The sequence below is a fragment of the Micromonospora chaiyaphumensis genome, assembly GCF_900091435.1.
GTDB classification, from domain to species: domain Bacteria; phylum Actinomycetota; class Actinomycetes; order Mycobacteriales; family Micromonosporaceae; genus Micromonospora; species Micromonospora chaiyaphumensis.
In genome coordinates this window covers 298,997-317,247 of record NZ_FMCS01000004.1, presented here as the reverse complement: position 1 = coordinate 317,247, position 18,251 = coordinate 298,997, and the positions used below count along the sequence as shown (strand labels likewise).

The 18,251-nt window shown below is 73.4% G+C and carries 15 protein-coding genes; 9 read left to right on the top strand and 6 right to left on the bottom strand.

The genetic code is table 11. The annotated features are described in order from the left end of the window. Nucleotides 1-7: 7 nt before the first annotated feature. From GA0070214_RS13455 to GA0070214_RS13445, 3 genes are all read right to left on the bottom strand, one after another. Nucleotides 8-1,108: a sugar ABC transporter substrate-binding protein gene (locus GA0070214_RS13455; RefSeq protein ID WP_091262660.1), complete on the bottom strand. Its 1,101-nt coding sequence runs from the start codon at nucleotides 1,106-1,108 to the stop codon at nucleotides 8-10. A gap of 210 nt (nucleotides 1,109-1,318) precedes the next feature. Then, the gene (ybaK, locus tag GA0070214_RS13450; RefSeq protein ID WP_091262658.1) at nucleotides 1,319-1,798 is read right to left on the bottom strand and encodes a Cys-tRNA(Pro) deacylase; all 480 of its coding nucleotides are present in this window, start codon (nucleotides 1,796-1,798) and stop codon (nucleotides 1,319-1,321) included. A gap of 47 nt (nucleotides 1,799-1,845) precedes the next feature. Continuing rightward, the gene (locus tag GA0070214_RS13445) at nucleotides 1,846-3,033 is read right to left on the bottom strand and encodes a THUMP-like domain-containing protein (protein WP_091262656.1); all 1,188 of its coding nucleotides are present in this window, start codon (nucleotides 3,031-3,033) and stop codon (nucleotides 1,846-1,848) included. 287 nt (nucleotides 3,034-3,320) lie between these two features. Here GA0070214_RS13445 and groES point away from each other — a divergent pair, with 287 nt between their 5' ends. From groES to GA0070214_RS13430, 3 genes are all read left to right on the top strand, one after another. Continuing rightward, on the top strand, nucleotides 3,321-3,635 hold the full coding sequence (gene groES, locus GA0070214_RS13440) for a co-chaperone GroES (protein WP_018222648.1): 315 nt from the start codon (nucleotides 3,321-3,323) through the stop codon (nucleotides 3,633-3,635). A 70-nt stretch (nucleotides 3,636-3,705) separates the two neighbouring features. Then, nucleotides 3,706-5,349, top strand: coding sequence for a chaperonin GroEL (gene groL, locus GA0070214_RS13435; RefSeq protein WP_091262654.1), 1,644 nt, complete (start codon nucleotides 3,706-3,708; stop codon nucleotides 5,347-5,349). Between the two features lie 127 nt (nucleotides 5,350-5,476). After that, nucleotides 5,477-7,138, top strand: a complete 1,662-nt coding sequence (locus GA0070214_RS13430) for a molybdopterin-dependent oxidoreductase (RefSeq protein ID WP_091262652.1) — start codon at nucleotides 5,477-5,479, stop codon at nucleotides 7,136-7,138. A 374-nt stretch (nucleotides 7,139-7,512) separates the two neighbouring features. Here GA0070214_RS13430 and GA0070214_RS13425 read toward each other — a convergent pair whose 3' ends face one another. After that, nucleotides 7,513-7,896, bottom strand: coding sequence for a WhiB family transcriptional regulator (locus tag GA0070214_RS13425; RefSeq protein ID WP_091262649.1), 384 nt, complete (start codon nucleotides 7,894-7,896; stop codon nucleotides 7,513-7,515). A gap of 257 nt (nucleotides 7,897-8,153) precedes the next feature. Between GA0070214_RS13425 and GA0070214_RS13420 the strand changes: the two genes are divergently transcribed. Then, nucleotides 8,154-8,969 (top strand): helix-turn-helix transcriptional regulator, encoded by an 816-nt coding sequence (locus GA0070214_RS13420; protein ID WP_091262648.1) that lies wholly within the window; start codon nucleotides 8,154-8,156, stop codon nucleotides 8,967-8,969. A gap of 9 nt (nucleotides 8,970-8,978) precedes the next feature. On the opposite strand, the gene GA0070214_RS13415 is transcribed toward GA0070214_RS13420, so the two are convergent. Next, the gene (locus GA0070214_RS13415) at nucleotides 8,979-9,383 is read right to left on the bottom strand and encodes a DUF5319 domain-containing protein (protein ID WP_091262646.1); all 405 of its coding nucleotides are present in this window, start codon (nucleotides 9,381-9,383) and stop codon (nucleotides 8,979-8,981) included. Nucleotides 9,384-9,580: 197 nt separating this feature from the next. On the opposite strand from GA0070214_RS13415, the gene guaB reads away from it, so the two are divergent. The 4 genes from guaB (at nucleotide 9,581) to GA0070214_RS13395 (ending at nucleotide 15,306) form a co-directional block, all read left to right on the top strand. Next, the gene (gene guaB / locus GA0070214_RS13410; RefSeq protein WP_091262644.1) at nucleotides 9,581-11,143 is read left to right on the top strand and encodes an IMP dehydrogenase; all 1,563 of its coding nucleotides are present in this window, start codon (nucleotides 9,581-9,583) and stop codon (nucleotides 11,141-11,143) included. 30 nt (nucleotides 11,144-11,173) lie between these two features. Then, entirely contained in the window at nucleotides 11,174-12,292 is a 1,119-nt protein-coding gene (locus GA0070214_RS13405) for a GuaB3 family IMP dehydrogenase-related protein (protein ID WP_091262642.1), read from the top strand. Between the two features lie 72 nt (nucleotides 12,293-12,364). Further along, nucleotides 12,365-13,759: a M1 family metallopeptidase gene (locus GA0070214_RS13400; protein ID WP_091262640.1), complete on the top strand. Its 1,395-nt coding sequence runs from the start codon at nucleotides 12,365-12,367 to the stop codon at nucleotides 13,757-13,759. 89 nt (nucleotides 13,760-13,848) lie between these two features. Continuing rightward, nucleotides 13,849-15,306, top strand: a complete 1,458-nt coding sequence (locus tag GA0070214_RS13395; protein WP_091262638.1) for a M1 family metallopeptidase — start codon at nucleotides 13,849-13,851, stop codon at nucleotides 15,304-15,306. Nucleotide 15,307: 1 nt separating this feature from the next. On the opposite strand, the gene GA0070214_RS13390 is transcribed toward GA0070214_RS13395, so the two are convergent. Beyond that, nucleotides 15,308-16,420 carry an LCP family protein gene (locus GA0070214_RS13390; protein ID WP_091262636.1) on the bottom strand — a complete coding sequence of 371 codons (1,113 nt, stop codon included), beginning with the start codon at nucleotides 16,418-16,420 and terminating at the stop codon, nucleotides 15,308-15,310. Between the two features lie 142 nt (nucleotides 16,421-16,562). Between GA0070214_RS13390 and GA0070214_RS13385 the strand changes: the two genes are divergently transcribed. Beyond that, nucleotides 16,563-18,248, top strand: coding sequence for an FAD-dependent oxidoreductase (locus GA0070214_RS13385; protein WP_091262634.1), 1,686 nt, complete (start codon nucleotides 16,563-16,565; stop codon nucleotides 18,246-18,248). The last annotated feature ends 3 nt before the right edge of the window (nucleotides 18,249-18,251 follow it).

Genomic DNA, 18,251 nt, shown 5'->3' with positions numbered 1-18,251 from the left:
GGATGGGTCAGCTGATGCCGGCGTCGGTGCAGAGCTTGGCGAAGTTACCGGTGCAGAGCTCGTCCTTGGTGACGTAGCCGTCGGCCACGACGTCCTTGACGTTGTCCTTGTAGATCGCCTTCGGCTCCAGCAGGACGGCCGGGACGTCCCGCCCGCCCTCCGGGTCCTTGACGGTCTGGCCGGTGTCCTTCTTCTGGCCCTTGGCCAGCCCGATGGCCAGCTCGGCGGCCGCGTCGGCCTCCTTCTTGACCGCCTTGTAGACCGTCATGCACTGGTCACCCAGGAGGATGTTCTGCAGGCCCTCCTTGGTGGCGTCCTGGCCGGTCACCGGGACCTTGCCGTTGAGCTTGTTCTTCTTCAGCACCGAGATGGCGGCGTTGCCCAGGCCGTCGTTGGCGGCCAGCACCCCGTCGATCTTGCCGCGGGCCTTGGTGAGCTGCTGCTCGAAGATCGTGGCGGCCTGCGCGTTGTCCCAGGCCGGCACCGAGTCGTCGGCGACCTTGGTGTACTCCTTCGAGTCGAACTTCGGCTTGAGCACCGAGTCGTACCCGTTCTTGAACAGGGTCGCGTTGTTGTCGGTCGGGGAGCCGTTGAGGTAGGCGATCGAGGGGTTCTTGGCGCCCTTGTCGGTCAGGCACTTGCTCAGGCCCTCGCCCTGGAGCTTGCCGACGGCCTCGTTGTCGAAGCTCACGTAGTACTGGGCGGAGCCGCCCAGGGTCAGCCGGTCGTAGTCGATGGTGGCGACGCCCTGCGACTTGGCCTTGTCGAGCACGGCCTTGCCGGTGCCGGAGTCCAGGTTGACGATCATCAGCACGTTGACGCCGTTGGTGATCATCTGGTCGGCGATGGTCTGGAAGGCGTTCTTGTCGTTCTGGGCGTTCTGGATGTCCGACTCGACGCCGGCCGCGTCGAACGCCTCCTTGAGGTACTTGCGGTCCGCGCCCTCCCACCGGGCCGAGGACTTGCTGTCGGGGAGGATCACGCCGATCTTCGGCTTCTTGTCCGTCGAGCCGCCGGCCTGGTCGGAACCGCCGTTGTCACCACAGGCGGCCATGCTGCCGGTCGCAAGAAGACCGACGGCCGCGAAGGTGAGGAAGCCCTTGCGCATATGCATGGGTCCTTTCGGGGGTTGGGGGAGTTGTTGTCGGTGTTTTGTTGTGCCCGGCAACGTATTCCCCCGCTCCGGAGTGGCGCAAGAGAGCCGAGGTCAGAAGTTTGTTGGCAGCAGTAACAATTCGGCAACGCGGCTGACACCCCGCGGTCACCGCCAGAGAGCGCTCCCTCGGAAGCGCTCCCAGGCCCACGCTGGTGGGCCGGCTCAGCGCGCGGCGATCGGCGCGGTGACGGCCCCGGTCAACGCGACCAGGTCAGCGGGGGCGAGCTCCAGTTGCAGGCCGCGGCGGCCCGCCGAGACGTAGACCGTCGGATGCTCCAGCGCCGAGGCGTCGACGACCGTGGGCAGCCGCTTGCGCTGGCCGAGCGGGCTGATCCCGCCGCGGACGTACCCGGTGGCCCGCTCGGCCACCGTCCGGTCCGCCATGGCCGCCCGCTTGCCGCCGGCCGCGGCGGCGAGGGCCTTGAGGTCCAGCTCGCCGGTGACCGGCACGACCGCCACGGTCAGCCCGCCGTCGACCTCGGTGACCAGGGACTTGAAGACCCGGGCCGGTGGCACCCCGAGGGCCGCCGCGACCAGGGCGCCGTAGTTCGGCGCGTCCGGCGAGACGTCGTACGGGTGGGTGCTGTGCGTGATCTTCCGCTTGGTCAGCAGTGCCGTCGCCGGAGTGCCCTGTCCCGCCATGAGCGACAAGCTAACCCGGCTCCACCCGCCGGGCGAGTGGGAAACCGTCAGGCGGGAAGCGGGCGGCAGAGCAGCACGGTCGGCGCCCCGGCGACCCGGGTCAGCACCAGGCTGGCCGCCGCGTCGCCGGCCAGCTTCAGGTCCCGGCGCAGCTTCTCCGGCTCCAGCGCCGAGCCCCGCTTGAGGATCTCCACCCGGCCGACCCGGCGCTCCCGCAGCAGGGCGCGCAGCCGCTTCAACGAGAACGGCAGCACGTCGGTGATCTCCAGGCAGCGGGCGAACGGGGTCGGCCGGGCCTCGTCGCCGTACAGGTAGGCGATGCTCGGGTCGGCCAGCGTCGCGTCGAGGTCACCGGCCAGTTCGGCGACCAGGTGCGCCCGCACCACCGCCGGGTCCGGGTCGTACAGGAAGCGGCGCGCCGGCCCCACCGGCGCCTCGGCGTCACCGCTGCCGGTCAGGACGTGTGCGGCCTGCTCCCGCAGCACGCTGGCGCGGCGGGGCACCTCGGCGAGCGCGCCGCACCAGAGCGCCGCCTCGACCAGGTCGCCGTCGACGCTCACCCACTCGGCCTCGGCGCCCGGGGGGATCAGCGCGTGGTCGAGCCCCGGGGCCACCTTCACCACGGTGCGCGGCACCCGCTCGGCCAGCCCGGTGACGAAGTCCCAGGGCGGGGAGTAGGCGTTCGGGTCGAAGATCCGCCGGCCCGTGCCGGCCTTCCGGCGGGCCGGATCGCAGAACACCCCGTCGACCCGGGTCACGTCGAACACCGTCGCGTCCCCGCACTCCACGGTGAACCGGTCGGCCAGCCCGGCCGCCTCGGCGTTCGCGGCGGCCATGGCGGCGGTGAGCGGGTCGGCCTCCACGCCGTACACCCGGATGCCGGCGCGGGCCGCGGCCAGCGCGTCCGCGCCGAGGCCGCAGCCCAGGTCGGCCAGGGTCGCCACGCCCGCGGCGCGCAGGCGCTCCGCCCGGCGCCGCGCCACGGCGCCCCGGGTGGCCTGCTCCAGCCCCGCCCGGGTGAGGAACATGCCGCCCGCCGCCGCGCCGAACTTGCCGGCCGCGCGGCGCCGCAGCTCCGCCTGGGTCAACGCCGCCGCCGCGAGCCCGGCCGGCACTCCGGCGGAGCGGAGCGTGGCCGCCGCCGCCAGCGGGTCGCCGCCGGCCACCCGCGCCGCCGCGTCGAGCGCGGCCGACCCCTCGGGGGTACGCAGAGCGGCGAACTGTTCCAGGTCCACGCGGCCATTCTTCCGGCCGCCCGACCCGCCCGGCCCGGGGCCCCCGGAGTGGTGCCGGGGCGACACGGGACGCGGCGGGTTGGCACTCTCCTTGACGGAGTGCTAGCCGAGGAATAACCTGCGATTAGCACTCTCACCCTGAGGGTGCCAACGCCCGGGCCCTGGTGTCCGGGGGTTGAGCGCCAGGCGGACCGGCACCCGCGACGACGGCCCCGCCCGGTGGCATGTGGCAGATTGACGCCGGTCGGCGCGCCGACCGGCAACGACACCAAGTACCCCAGGAGGGTATGCCCGTGACTACCGCGACCAAGGTTGCGATCAAGCCGCTCGAGGACCGCATCGTGGTCCAGGCGAACGAGGCCGAGACCACCACCGCCTCGGGCATCGTGATCCCCGACACCGCCAAGGAGAAGCCGCAGGAGGGCACCGTCCTCGCTGTCGGCCCGGGCCGGATCGACGACAAGGGCAACCGCGTGCCGATCGACGTCAAGGTCGGCGACACCGTCCTCTACTCGAAGTACGGCGGCACCGAGGTCAAGTACGCCGGCGAGGAGTACCTGGTGCTCTCCGCCCGCGACGTCCTCGCGGTCATCGAGAAGTAAGCAACCGATCAGTGTCGTTGCCCCGGTCCGGCTCGCCGGGCCGGGGCAACGTCGCTTCGAAGGGATACAGATGGCGAAGATCCTGAGCTTCTCGGACGACGCCCGACACCTGCTGGAGCACGGTGTCAACGCCCTCGCCGACGCGGTCAAGGTCACTCTCGGCCCGCGCGGGCGCAACGTCGTCCTGGACAAGAAGTTTGGTGCGCCCACGATCACCAACGACGGCGTGACGATCGCCAAGGAGATCGAGCTCACCAACCCCTACGAGAACCTCGGCGCGCAGCTGGTCAAGGAGGTGGCGACCAAGACCAACGACGTCGCCGGCGACGGGACCACCACCGCGACCGTGCTGGCCCAGGCCATGGTCCGCGAGGGCCTGCGCAACGTGGCCGCCGGAGCCAACCCGACCGGCCTCAAGCGGGGCATCGACGCGGCGGCCGCCAAGGTCTCCGAGGCGCTGCTCGGCCGGGCCGTCGAGGTGGCCGACAAGGAGTCGATCGCGCACGTCGCGACGATCTCCGCGCAGGACGCCACCATCGGCGAGCTGATCGCCGAGGCGATGGAGCGGGTCGGCCGCGACGGTGTCATCACCGTCGAGGAGGGCTCCGCCCTGACCACCGAGCTCGAGGTCACCGAGGGCCTCCAGTTCGACAAGGGCTTCATCTCGCCGAACTTCGTCACCGACGTGGAGGGTCAGGAGGCGGTCCTGGAGGACCCGTACATCCTGATCACCACGCAGAAGATCTCGGCGATCGAGGAGCTGCTGCCGCTGCTGGAGAAGGTCCTCCAGAACAACAAGCCGCTGCTCATCATCGCCGAGGACGTCGAGGGCCAGGCCCTGTCCACGCTGGTGGTCAACGCGATCCGCAAGACCATCAAGGTCTGCGCCGTGAAGGCCCCCGGCTTCGGCGACCGCCGCAAGGCGATGCTCCAGGACATGGCGATCCTGACCGGCGCCGAGCTGGTCGCCCCGGAGCTGGGCTACAAGCTCGACCAGGTCGGCCTGGAGGTCCTCGGCACCGCCCGCCGCGTGGTGGTCGACAAGGAGAACACCACGGTCGTCGACGGCGGCGGGCAGTCCGCCGAGGTCGCCGACCGGGTCGCCCAGATCCGCAAGGAGATCGAGGCCTCGGACTCGGAGTGGGACCGGGAGAAGCTGGCCGAGCGGCTGGCGAAGCTCTCCGGCGGCATCGCGGTGATCAAGGCCGGCGCGGCCACCGAGGTCGAGATGAAGGAGCGCAAGCACCGCATCGAGGACGCGATCTCCGCGACCAAGGCCGCGGTCGAGGAGGGCACGGTTCCGGGTGGCGGCGCCGCCCTGGCCCAGATCCTGCCGGTGCTCGACGACGACCTGGGCTTCACCGGTGACGAGAAGGTCGGCGTCTCGATCGTGCGCAAGGCGCTGGTCGAGCCGCTGCGCTGGATCGCCCAGAACGCCGGCCACGACGGCTACGTGGTGGTGCAGAAGGTCGCCGCCCAGGAGTGGGGCAACGGCCTCAACGCCGCCAACGGCGAGTACGTCGACCTGGTCAAGTCCGGCATCCTCGACCCGGTGAAGGTGACCCGCAACGCGGTCGCCAACGCCGCGTCGATCGCCGGCCTGCTGCTCACCACCGAGAGCCTCGTGGTCGAGAAGCCGGAGAAGGCCGAGCCGGCCGACGCCGGGCACGGCCACGGCCACGGGCACGGCCACCAGCACGGCCCGGGCTTCTGATGCCGAGCCGTACGGCCTGACGTTCAGGGCACACCGCCGATCCCGGCGGTGTGCCCTGACCCGCTTCTGCTTACGGAACGCTGACGAGGTTGGCGGTCGCCCGCTTCGACCGACGACACTGGTCGCCGTGAGCAGCATGTCGCGCGGCCGGGCCGCGCTGGCCGGGGTCACGGCCGCGGCCGTCGCGATCGGTGTCGCCGAACCGGTGGCCGTCCTCACCGGCCCCCGGTCCGCCCCCCTGATCGCGGTCGGCGGGCTGGTCGTCGACGTCGTGCCGGAGCCCCTCAAACAGTTCGCCATCGCGGTCTTCGGCACCTACGACAAGATCGCCCTGCTGGTCGGCACGGCGGTGCTGCTGGCCGCGATCGCCGCGCTGCTCGGCGTGCTGGCGGCCCGGCGGCTCCTCCTCGGCCTGGCCGGCATCGCCGCGTTCGCGGCCCTCGGAATGGCCTCCGCCCTGACCCGGGCCGGCGCGGATGCCCTCGACGCGCTGCCCTCCCTGGTCGGCGGCGCACTGGGTGCGCTCACGCTCTGGGCGTTCGTCGCCGGTCCGCTCCGCGAGAATGCCGGGCCGTGGACGCCGCCGACCACGCCGAGGCCGGAGACAGCCACGCCCGCGCAGTCCGGGCCCGCGCAGCCCCCGGCGTCCGCGCCTCCGGCCGTCGCTGCGCTCGCGCGGGACGAGGCTTCGGCCGGGTGGGAGCCGCAGGAGCCCGCCGGGGACGAGTCGCGGCGCCGGTTCCTGCGCGGCGTCGGCCTGCTGGCCGGTACGGCTGCCGTGGCCGGGCTCGGCGGGCACTGGCTGGCCGGGCGGCGCGGAGTCTCGGCGGCTCGCGAGGCGGTGCGGCTCCCCACGCCGGTGGCGCCCGCGCCACCGGTGCCGGCCGGCGCGGACCTCTCGGTGAACCGGCTCGCCCCCTTCGTCACGCCGAACCGGGAGTTCTACCGGATCGACACGGCCCTCGTGGTGCCGCAGGTCGACCCGGCGACCTGGCGGCTGCGCATCCACGGCCGGGTCCGCAGGCCGCTGGAGCTGAGCTTCGACGACCTGCTCGCCCGGCCGATGGTCGAGCGCCACATCACGCTGGCCTGCGTCTCGAACGAGGTGGGCGGCGACCTGATCGGCAACGCCCGCTGGCTCGGCGTGCCGCTCCGGGAGCTGCTGGACGAGGTCGAGCCGGAGGAGGGTGCGGACCAGGTGGTCGGCCGCTCGGTCGACGGCTGGACCTGTGGCACCCCCACGGCGGTGCTGCGGGACGGCCGGGACGCCCTGCTGGCGGTCGGCATGAACGGCGAGCCGCTGCCGGTGGAGCACGGCTTCCCGGTGCGGATGGTCGTGCCCGGCCTCTACGGGTACGTCTCGGCGTGCAAGTGGGTGACCGAGCTGGAGCTGACCAGCTTCGCGGACTTCGACGCGTACTGGGTGCCGCGCGGGTGGTCGGCGCAGGGGCCGATCAAGACGCAGTCCCGGATCGACGCGCCGCGCCGGCGCGACGGCCTCACGGCCGGGCCGGTCACGGTCGCCGGGGTGGCCTGGGCCCAGCACCGGGGCATCCGCCGCGTCGAGGTACGCGTCGACGACGGCCCCTGGCACGAGGCGACCCTGGCCCCGACGGTCTCGGTCGACACCTGGGTGCAGTGGTCGTGGCGCTGGGACGCCACCCCGGGCGACCACACCCTCCAGGTCCGGGCCACCGACGCTGCCGGGGAGACGCAGCCGGAGCAGCGCCGCCCGGTCGCCCCGGACGGCGCCACCGGCTGGCACACCGTCCCGGTCAAGGTCGGCTGATCCTCCCGGCGCGGTCTGCCGGCCGGGCTGGGGCGGCGGGCGGTACGTCGCAGTGCGGGTGACGAGGCGGCCGATGGCAGGGCGCCGCGACCGCTCCGCCATGGTCGCGGTGGTCCTCGTCGCAGACTAGGAACTTGATGTCGTAAACGGTTCAGGCGCCGGGGCGCTCCCGCTCCCGCTGGGCGCTCCCGCTGCTCCCGCCGCGCCGCTCATCGGCGATCCACTTACGTCATCAAGTGTGTAGTCGCCCGCAGGTCCCCTCCGGGACCAGTTGGTGGCTTCGCGGACGCCGCGGCGAGCCGGCGCCGCGCAAACGCGGTGCGACGCCACGCCCCGGACAGGAGCGCGGCGTCGCGGTGGTCGATGCGGAACGGTCAGGCGATCTTGCGCTGGTCCGGGACGGCGGACTTGTGCGGGCGGCCGAGGCGGGCCTCCAGCCGGGCGATGTCCACCCGGGCCTGCCGGCGGTCGGCCAGGTCCTCCCAGCCGAGGGCCAGCAGCCGCAGCCGCTCCGACTCGCTGAAGCCGCCCCACACGCCGTAGGGCTCGCGGACCGAGAGGGCGTGCGCGGCGCACTCGGCGCGCACCGGGCAGGTGCGGCAGACGGCTTTGGCGCCGGACTCGCGACGCAGCCGCGACGAGCCGCGCTCGCCGTCCGGGTGGAAGAACTGCGCGCTGTCCCGCCCGCGGCAGGCACCGAGCCGCTGCCAGTCCCAGAGGTCGACAATGGGTCCGGGCAGTCTGCGTACGTTCGACATCAGCACCCCTCCTCCCGCGCGGCACCGCGGAGAATCTTCGTGGCCAGCTCCTACCGGTGCGGGTGGTCCGCGCGGGACACCGTTTCCGGAGTGACCCCTCGGTACCCGGGCTTTCCCGCGCTCACACATCTGTGATCGAAAACGTCGGACAGTTGGCGGCATATGCCCCATCTGCCGGAAAAGTTCGGATGATTGCCCGGAACCTCCTCCCGAGCACACCCCGTCGTGGTCTGCTCTGAGTCGGAGAGGAGACCACTGTGCGTAGCGTTCTCGTGTGCGTTCGGACACCACTCGCAGCCCAGCATTTGACCTCCGCGGCGGCGCGGCTCGGGCTGTCGGGCGTGCTCCGGACGGCCGTCTCCGATCCCGAGGTGATGTTGCGGCTCGCGGAGCGCCAGGTCGACGTGGTGCTCGCCGACACCGCCCTCACCCGGCCGGACAGCGCCGGCTTCGTCCGCCGGGTGCTCGCCCGCGCCCCGCAGGCCGCCGTGCTGCTGCTCGGGGCCGAGGAGTCGGAGGCCGCCGCGGCCACCATCAGCGCCGGGGCCCGCGGCCTCATCCAGAACGCCGACCACGACCTGACCAGCGCGGTCGCCAAGGCGCTGCTGCTGCTCTCCGCCCCCGGGCGCACCAACCGGCACCGGGTCACCGACCCGGCCCGGGACGCCGCGGCGGTCGGCGGGCCGGCCCGGTCCGCGGCGCCGGGGCGTACCCCCGCGGGGGCGGCGTGGCCGGCGGGCGCGGCGGAGGGTCCCGGCGGGGGTCCCACGGTGGTTCCGGTGCAGCGCGGCGAGGACCCGGCCGACCCGGCGGCGGCCGAGGCGGAGCAGGCGCCGGCGGGCGGCCCGCAGCGGCCGGCGCGCAGCCCGCGCAGCGCCATCGGGCTCACGGAGCGTGAGCTTCAGGTGCTGCTCGGGATGGCCGAGGGGAAGAGCAACGCGGAGATCGGGCGGGAGCTGTTCGTCTCGGAGGACACCGTCAAGACGCACGCCCGCCGGCTGTTCCGCAAGCTGGGCGCGCGCGACCGGGCGCACGCCGTGGCCGCCGGCTTCCGCGCCGGCCTGGTCGCCTGAGCCGGCCGGTCACTCCTCGGCGGAGTCGTCCGTGCCCTCGGTGAGGGTGTCGTGCACCCCGTCGGCGTAGCCGCGGGCGTAGTCCCAGCTGACGTAGTGGTCCGGGTCGGGGTCGTAGGCCGGCTCGTGCACGCGGGGCCGCCCCGAGTTGAGCAGGTGGCGCAGGTTGCCGCGGAGCAGGTCCCAGTCGAAGTAGTGCGGCTCGCGGCAGTCCTCGCACTCGATGACCAGGCCGCGGACCCCGATGGGCTGCAACAGGGCCTGGTAGATCTCCAGGTCGGCCAGGTCCTCCAGGACGTCCTGCCGCTCGACCTCGCTCAGCGGGTCGAGCGCGTCGTCCTCGCGCGGATCGTGCAGGCCGGCAGCCGGATCGGCCGGGTCGCCGTTGAACGGGTCGATGGGCTCGTCGTGCACCCCCTCACCGTAGTCCCCGAGCCGCCGGAAAGTCCGCCCCCGGGACTCCCTGTGGCGCCGCCTACCCGCGCCCGCCGCTGCCGGGGGCGGAGCAGCTCAATAGGTACGATGAAGCGACGCGCCGTCTTGCCGGCGTGCGCCGGTGCCCGCGCGCACCGCCTCGCCGCAGCCCGTCCGACCAGCTCAGGGGAGCAATCGTGGAGAATTCGCCCAGCACCGAGATCCCGGCCGGCCGCGACGGCGGTGAGCTGGGCGGCCATCTGCCCGAGCTGCCCGCCGGCTCGGCCCGGGTGGTGCCGCTCGGGCTGACCTTCGACGACGTGCTCCTCCAGCCGGGCGAGTCGGACGTGGTGCCCAGCCGGGTCAACACCCGGACGATGCTCACCCGCAGCATCGAGCTGAACGTCCCGCTGCTGTCCAGCGCCATGGACACCGTCACCGAGGCGCGGATGGCGATCGCCATGGCCCGCCAGGGCGGCATCGGCGTGCTGCACCGCAACCTCTCCGTGGAGGACCAGGCGCTCCAGGTCGACCTGGTCAAGCGCTCCGAGTCCGGCATGATCACCAACCCGGTCACCGCCAGCCCGGACGACACCCTCCGCGAGGTCGACGCGCTCTGCGGCCGCTACCGCATCTCCGGTGTGCCGGTGGTCGACGGGCAGGGCGAGCTGGTCGGCATCGTGACCAACCGGGACATGCGCTTCGTCTCCGACCCGGCCACGCCGGTCCGCGACATCATGACCCGGACCCCGCTGATCACCGCTTCCGTCGGCGTGAGCAAGGACGAGGCGCTGTCGCTGCTCCGCCGGCACAAGGTGGAGAAGCTGCCGATCGTCGACGAGGCCGGCAAGCTGCGCGGGCTGATCACCGTCAAGGACTTCACCAAGAGCGAGCAGTACCCGAACGCCACCAAGGACTCCGCCGGCCGGCTCCGGGTCGCCGCCGCGGTGGGCGTCGGCGAGGACGCGTACAAGCGGGCCCGCACGCTTGTCGACGCCGGGGTGGACGTGCTCATCGTGGATACCGCCCACGGCCACCAGCGGGCCGTGCTGGAGATGGTCGCCCGCCTCAAGAAGGACGTGGCCATCGACATCGTGGGCGGCAACATCGCCACCTACGCCGGCGCCAAGGCGCTGGTCGACGCGGGCGCCGACGGCATCAAGGTGGGCGTCGGCCCGGGTGCCATCTGCACCACCCGGATCGTGGCCGGCGTGGGCGTCCCGCAGATCACCGCGATCATGGAGGCGTCCCGGGCGGCCCGCCCGGCCGGCGTCCCGGTGATCGGTGACGGCGGCATCCAGTATTCCGGTGACATCGCCAAGGCCCTGGTGGCCGGCGCCGACACCGTGATGCTCGGCAGCCTGCTGGCCGGCTGTGAGGAGAGCCCCGGCGAGCTGATCTTCATCAACGGCAAGCAGTACAAGGCGTACCGGGGGATGGGCTCGCTCGGCGCGATGCAGTCGCGGGGCCAGGGCAAGTCCTACTCCAAGGACCGCTACTTCCAGCAGGACGTGCTCGCCGAGGACAAGCTGGTCCCCGAGGGCGTCGAGGGCCAGGTCCCCTACCGCGGCCCGCTCGCCCAGGTCGCCCACCAGCTCACCGGCGGGCTCCGCGCCGCCATGGGCTACGTCGGCGCCGAGAGCATCCCCGAGCTGCACCGGCGCGGCCAGCTCATCCGGATCACCGCGGCCGGCCTCAAGGAGAGCCACCCGCACGACATCCAGATGACCGTCGAGGCGCCGAACTACCACTCCCGCTGACCCACCACCCCCAACCACCTGGAGTCCCCCATGCGTGACGTGGTCGAGATCGGGCTGGGCAAGACCGCGCAGCGCGGCTACCACCTGGACGACATCGCCATCGTGCCGAGCCGCCGCACCCGGGACGTCGACGACGTCTCCACGGCCTGGCAGCTCGACGCCTACCAGTTCGGCATCCCCTGCGTCGGACACCCCTCCGACGCGACCATGAGCCCCGCCTCGGCGGTGCGGCTGGGCCAGCTCGGCGGCCTCGGCGTGCTCAACGTCGAGGGCCTGTGGACCCGCTACGAGAACCCGGCCAAGGTGCTGGAGGAGCTGGCCGGCCTGGACGAGGACGCCCGGGCCACCAAGCGGCTCCAGGAGGTCTACGCGGAGCCGATCCGTCCCGACCTGATCGCCGAGCGGGTCCGCGAGCTGCGCGACGGCGGCGGCACGGTGGCCGTCCGGGTCTCCCCGCAGCACACCCTGGCGCTCGCCCCGGTGATCCTCGACGCCGGCGTGGACATCCTGGTCATCCAGGGCACCATCGTCTCCGCCGAGCACGTCTCGACCACCGACGAGCCGCTGAACCTCAAGGAGTTCATCGCCGACCTCGACCTGCCGGTCATCGTCGGCGGCTGCACCGACTACAAGACGGCGCTGCACCTCATGCGCACCGGCGCGGCCGGCGTGATCGTCGGCGTCGGCGGCGACGACTGGTCCACCACCGAGTCGGTGCTCGGCATCCGGGTCCCGATGGCCACCGCCATCGCCGACGCCGCCGCGGCCCGCCGCGACTACCTGGACGAGACCGGCGGCCGGTACGTGCACCTCATCGCCGACGGCGACATGCAGACCTCCGGCGACATCGCCAAGGCGCTCGGCTGCGGGGCCGACGCCGTGATGCTCGGCGAGCCGCTGTCGCTCTGCGAGGAGGCCCCGGCCGGCGGTGCCTGGTGGCACTCGGCCGCCAGCCACCCGTCGCTGCCGCGCGGCGCGTTCGAGGTGGCCGGCGAGCCGCTCGGCTCGATGGAGAAGCTGCTCTTCGGGCCGGCCGACGAGCCCGACGGCCAGCTCAACCTCTTCGGCGGGCTCCGCCGGGCCATGGCCAAGTGCGGCTACCGCGACCTCAAGGAGTTCCAGAAGGTCGGCCTGGTCCTCGACCGCTGACCACGTGACCGGCCGACGGCGCGGGTGGGGATTCCGATCCCTCCCGCGCCGTCGCGCGTCTAGGCTCGGCGGATGACGCGCGGCCCGCGGTGGGGCGCGGCGGTGCTCGCCGTCGCGCTGCTGGCCGGCGGCTGCACCCGGGACGACGACGGGCCGTTCCACCCGGGCGCCGCGGACGTGGGCGACCCGTACGTGCCGGGCGCCGGCAACGGCGGCTACGACGTCGGGCACTACGCGCTGAAGGTCCGCTACGACCCGGCCGACGACCGGCTCACCGGCGAGGCCGTCCTGACCGTCACCGCCACCAGGGCGCTGTCCCGGTTCCAGCTCGACCTGGCCGGCCTGACCGTCGACCGGGTACGCGTCGACGGCGCCCCCGCGAAGCACCGGCGCGACGGCGCCGAGCTGGTGATCACCCCGCCCCGCGGGCTGCCGGCCGGCCAGCGGTTCGCGGTCGAGGTGACGTACGGCGGGGTGCCCGAGCCGCTGCCCAGCGCGGAGCTGGGCGACGGCGGCTTCCACGCCACCGGGGACGGCGCGATCGCGCTGGGCCAGCCGGAGTCGGCGAGCACCTGGTACCCGGTCAACGACCACCCCTCCGACAAGGCCACCTACGACATCGAGGTGACCGTGCCGGACGGGCTCGCCGCGCTGAGCAACGGCGTACCGAAGGGCACCGGGAGCAGGGGTGGCTGGACGACGTGGCGCTGGTCCGAGGCCAGCCCCATGGCGAGCTACCTGTCCACCCTGGTGATCGGCGACTACCGGGTGGCGACCGGCACCCACGGAGGGAAGCCGATCGTCACGGCCGTCGCCGCCGGCCTGCCCGCCGATGGTCCGGCGGCCGCGTCGGTGGCCCGCACCGGCGAGATCGCCGACTTCCTGGCCGGCCGCTTCGGGCCGTACCCGTTCGACGCGTACGGCGGGATCGTGGTGGCCGACGACCGGATCCGGTACGCGCTGGAGACCCAGTCCCGGCCGGTCTACGGGCCGGGCTTCTTCCGGGGCGCCGGCCCGAACACCGACGTGGTCGCGCACGAACTGGCCCACCAGTGGTTCGGTGACAGCGTCTCGGTGGCCCGGTGGAGCGACCTGTGGCTCAACGAGGGCTTCGCCACGTACGCGGAATGGCTCTGGGCGGAGCACGACGGCCGGCGCACCGTCGAGCGGGCCTTCACCGACCGGTACGCGGTCACCGACTGGAGCAAGCCCACGGTGGACCCGGGCCGCGCCGCCATGTTCGGTGACGCGGTCTACCAGCGCGGCGCGCTGGCCGTGCACGCCCTGCGCCGCGCGGTCGGCGACGACACCTTCTTCCGCATCCTGCGCGGCTGGCTGGCCGAGCGGCGCGACGGCACCGCCACCACGGCCGACTTCGTGGCCCACGCCGAGCGCACGGCCGGGAAGCCGCTGCGGCCGCTCTTCGACGCCTGGCTCGTCGGGGCGAGCGCGCCGGCCCTGCCGTGACGCGGACGTGATCGATCCTGGGTAGGCTGCCGCGGGCGGAGCGGCCCCGGGCAGGGCCGCCACGGTGCTGTCCGGGAGGGATCGAGGCGATGGCGCGGCGCGGCGGACGACGACGGCTCGGGCTGCTGGTCTGCGGAACGCTGCTGCTGGCCGGCTGCGGCGCGACCGAACCGGACCGGGCCTCGCCGGCGCTCACGGCGCCCAGCCCGACGGCCGAGCGCAGCTTCGCGCCCGGTGCGCCCGGTGCCGGCGATCCCTACTTCCCGAGCTACGGCAACGGCGGCTACGACGTCGCCCACTACGTGGTCAAGGTGCGTTACGACCCGGCGACCGACCGGCTCACCGGCACCACCACGCTGCGGGCCACGGCGACGGCCAACCTGTCGGCGTTCAACCTGGACCTGGCCGGGCTGACGGTGCGGTCGGTCAGCGTGGACGGGGCGAAGGCCGCCCACACCCGCACCGACGACGAACTGGTCGTGACCCCGGCGACCGGCCTCACCTCGGGCAACGGCTTCGTCGCCGAGATCCGGTACGACGGCCAGCCGGCCGCGCTCGACAACGACGTGCTCGGCGAGAGCGGCTGGCTGCACACCAGCGACGGGGCGGTCGCGCTCGGGCAGCCGGAGTCGGCCAGCACCTGGTTCCCGGTCAACGACCACCCCTCCGACAAGGCCACCTACGACTTCGAGATCACCGTGCCGAAGGGGCTCACGGCGGTCAGCAACGGGGTCCCGAAGGGACGGAGCACCACGGGCGGCTGGACCACCTGGCGCTGGTCCGAGGGCGCCCCGATGGCCAGCTACCTCACGATGGTGGCGATCGGGAGGTTCCGGGTCACCACCGACGAGCACAAGGGACGGCCGGTCTACAGCGCGGTCACCACCCAGGTGGCCGAGGGCGCGCCGGACCGGTCGATCGCGCGGACCGTCGAGGTGGCCGACTACCTGGAGAGCATCTTCGGGCCGTACCCGTTCGAGGCGTACGGCGGCGTGGTGGTCGCCGACGACCGGATCCGGTACGCGCTGGAGACGCAGAGCCGGCCGGTCTACTCGGCCGGGTTCTTCCGGCAGGGCGACAACACGGGCGTGGTCGCGCACGAACTGGCCCACCAGTGGTACGGCGACAGCGTCTCCCTCCAGCGCTGGCAGGACATCTGGCTCAACGAGGGGCTGGCCACGTACGCCGAGTGGCTGTGGGCCGAGCACGCCGGCCAGTCCACCGTCCAGCGCACCTTCGAGCAGAAGTACGCCACGGCGTCGAGCCAGGTCTGGCGTACGCCGACGGGGAAGCCGGGGGTGGCGAACCTGTTCGGCCGGTCGGTCTACGACCGGGGCGGGATGACCGTGCACGCCCTGCGGGTGGCGGTCGGCGACAGCGCCTTCTTCACCATCCTGCGCACCTGGGCGGCGGAGAAGAGGAACGGCAACGCCACCACCGACGAGTTCGTGGCGCTCGCCGAGCGGGTCTCCGGCCGGAAGCTCGCCAAGATCTTCGACGCCTGGCTCTACGGCACCGAGCGCCCGCCGGCGCCGAAGCCGCTCTGAGTCAGTTCTTGACCCGCAGCGAGGGATGCGCGGCCAGGTAGGCGTCGGCGCTGCCGCCCCGCAGCGCGGCGAGGAACTCACGACCCACGGGGCGCAACTGCTCGCCCCGGTAGGACGTGCCGCTGCCCACCCCGTCGCCGGGGAGGCCGACCAGGACGAACTTCTCCGGCGGCAGGCCGCCCAGGGCGTACGCGAAGTCGACCAGCCGGCGGCCGCCGCCCACGTACACGAGGGTCCTGCCCAGTGCCGCGACCACCTGCTCGACCCGGTCCGGGTCGCGGGCCAGCCCCTGGTCGAGGATCTTCCGGGCCAGCGCCCGGATGAGCTGCTGCTGGTGCCGCTGCCGGGTGTAGTCGCCGCCGGCCGTGTAGCGCTGGCGGGCGTAGTCCAGCGCCTGCCAGCCGGTCAGGTGCCGGTTGCCCGGCAGGTAGACCATCTGCGGCCCCGTGTAGGTGCTGCCGACCCGGTCCCGGTAGCGCCCGTCCGGCCGGCGGTGGATCGAGGCGACCCGCTGGTCGACGTAGAGGTCGACGCCGCCGAGGGTGTCGACCAGCTTGTCGAAGCCGCCGAAGGTGATCACGGCGCCGGCGTCGATGCGCAGGCCGGTGTACCGGCTGACCGTGGTGCGCAGCAGTTCGTACCCCTGGGCGGTGCTGGGGTGCTTCTTGTCGCCCGGGACCCGGCTGCCGTAGCTCATGGCGTGGGTGAGCTTGGTCCGGCCGCCCGGGTAGCCGGCCTTCGGGTAGGCGGGGATGTCGACCACGAGGTCGCGGGGGAGCGAGAAGAGGTACGCGCGGCCCAGCCCGGCCGGGACGTGCAGCACCAGCACGGCGTCGGCGTGCGGTTCCCAGCCCGGCACGCTGATCCGGGTGTCCACCCCGACGAGCAGCAGGTTGAGCGGCCCCTTGAGGTCGGCCCCGGGTGGTGGGGTGGGGCTCGTGGTGACCGGGGCCGGTGTGGTCGGCGCGGGGGAGGACGGGCTCGGCGTGGCGGGGCCGGCGACCGGGCCGGGCGCGGAGCGGGAGACCAGCCGCGTGGTCACCACCGCGCCCGCGGCGACCAGCACCACGGCCACCAGAGCGGCCAGCCCCAGCAGCCACCGTCGTCGCGTCATCGTGGTCTCCTTCCCCCGTCCACCACTCGACGCGCGACGGAGGGCCGTCGGTTGCGCGGGATTCCCGTGTCATCGAGCGCTCTGCATGATCTGCGAAAAACTCTCGCTGGCGCTATAGCTACCGGTCGGTAATGATGCGTGCATGCGGTACGACGTGGTCGTCATCGGTTCCGGTTTCGGCGGCAGCGTCAGCGCGCTCCGGCTGGCCGAGAAGGGTTACTCCGTCGGGGTCCTCGAGGCCGGCCGGCGCTTCGCCGACGACGAGTTCCCGCAGACCTCCTGGCGGGCGCGGCGCTTCCTGTGGGCCCCGAAGCTCGGCTGCTACGGCCTCCAGCGCATCACCCTGCTCCGCTCGGCCGACCGGAAGGCCGGCGGCGGGGTGCTGGTGCTCGCCGGCGCCGGGGTGGGCGGGGGCTCGCTGGTCTACGCGAACACCCTCTACGAACCGCTCGACGCGTTCTACGCCGACCCGCAGTGGCGGGACATCACCGACTGGCGCGACGAACTGGCCCGCCACTACGACCAGGCGAAGCGGATGCTCGGCGTCACCACGTACCCGGTCGACACCGGCGCGGACCGGGCCATGCGGGCGGTGGCCGAGCGGATGGGGGTGGGGCACACCTTCCACTCGACGCCGGTGGGCGTGCACATCGGCCGCCCCGGCGAGCGGGTGCCCGACCCGTACTTCGGCGGGGTGGGGCCGGACCGGACGGGGTGCAGCCACTGCGGGTCCTGCATGACGGGCTGCCGGCACGGCGCGAAGAACACCCTGGTCAAGAACTACCTCTGGCTGGCCGAGCGGCTCGGCGCGCAGGTCCACCCGCTGACCACGGTGACCGCCGTACGCCCCGCCGCCGACGGCGGCTACGAGGTGCACACCGAGCGCACCGGCGCCTGGGTGCGCAAGCGCCGGCAGGTGATCCAGGCCGGCCAGGTGGTCTTCGCGGCCGGCGCGCTGGGCACCCAGCGGCTGCTGCACGAGATGCGGGCGACCGGGGCGCTGCCGCACCTCTCGCCCCGGCTCGGCGAGCTGACCCGCACCAACTCGGAGGCCATCCTCGGCGCCTCGGTCGGTCCCGGCCAGGCCCGGCGGCGGGGCCTCGACTTCACCGAGGGGGTGGCGATCACCAGCTCGTTCCACCCCGACCCGCAGACCCACATCGAGCCGGTCCGCTACGGCCGGGGCTCCAACGCCATGGGGCTGCTCCAGTCGCTGCTGGTCGACGGCGGCCCGCACCGGGTCCGGCGCTGGCTGGGCAGCATCGTCCGGCAGCCCGGGCTGGCGGCCCGGATGCTGTCGGTGCGCGGCTGGTCCGAGCGCACCGTCATCGCCCTGGTCATGCAGTCGGTCGACAACTCACTCACCACCCGCTACCGGCGCGGCCGGCTGGTGTCCGGCCCGGGGCACGGCGCGCCCAACCCGACCTGGATCCCGGCCGGCAACGAGGCGGTCCGGCTGCTCGCCGAGGAGATCGACGGCACGCCCGGCGGGGCGGTCACCGAGCCGTTCAACATCCCGATGACCGCGCACATCCTGGGCGGCGCGGTGATCGGCGACAGCCCGGAGCGCGGGGTGATCGACCCGTACCACCGGGTGCACGGTCACCCCGGGCTGCACGTGGTGGACGGCGCGGCGGTCTCGGCGAACCTGGGCGTCAACCCGTCACTGACGATCACCGCGCAGGCCGAGCGGGCCATGTCGTTCTGGCCCAACAAGGGCGAGGAGGACCCGCGCCCGCCGCTGGGTCAGCCCTATCGGCGGCTCGCCCCGGTGGCGCCGAAGCAGCCCGCCGTGCCCGCCCACGCCCCCGCCGCGCTGCGCCCCTGAGCA